1 protein-coding gene is annotated in these 814 nt (G+C 66.2%); it reads right to left on the minus strand.

Features of this window, described 5'->3' with window-relative positions; translation table 11 throughout:
- Positions 1–814: IS481 family transposase (locus SD455_RS16615; RefSeq protein ID WP_445508746.1), on the minus strand; the 814-nt coding region annotated here is incomplete at both ends.

Consider the following 814-nt stretch of genomic DNA (forward strand, 5'->3'; position numbering starts at 1 on the left):
TGTAGGAGGGCATGACGTTGTTGATAGTCGCCGGGGCAAGTGCGGCCGGGGGCTGATCGCCGCAGGAGGTATGGGGCCGATGATAGTTGTAGTGGTTGACCCAGACCTGCAGGGCCTGTCGGCGAGCCTGTTCGGAATCGTAGGCCCGGGTGTAGAGGATCTCGTCGACCATCAGCCGGTTGTAGCGTTCGACTTTGCCGTTGTGCTTCGGGGTGTAGGGCCTGATCCGCTGATGTCGATGACCCAGCCCGGTCACTGTCTGGTGGAACAGCGCGGAGCGGTAGTTGTTGCCGTTGTCAGTGATGACCCGATCGATGCTGATGCCGTGAGCGGCGTAGAAGGCCCTGGCCCGGTGGAAGAATCCCGCGGTGGTCGTCTGCTGCTCGTCAGCCAGCGCCTCGGTGTAGGCCAGGCGGGTGTACCCGTCGACGGCCGAGTGCAGATAGGTATAGCCGACTCTGGCCCCGGAGCCGCGTTTGGAGGCCTTGGCTTTGCTGCTGCCCCGGCCGTGGATCTTGTGCCCGCCTCCGTCGGGGATGGTGCCGACCTTCTTGACATCCAGATGCACCATGGCCCCGGGATGCTCGGCCTCGATCACCGACGGTGTGGTGCGCAGGTTCTCCCCGTTCGGGGTGAGATCCCGGAGCCGGGAGATCCCCCGTCGCGCCAGCCACCGGCCCACGGTGCGCAGGCTGATCCGCACCGGCGGGTGGATCTCGCCGGTGGCCAGCCCATGCTGCTGGGGCAGCGGGTCGATCCCGCCGGTGATCAGGTGCAGATGGATCCGACGAGCCGACCACTTCAGCTGCCGGCG

Source organism: Nesterenkonia sp. K-15-9-6 (assembly GCF_052656005.1).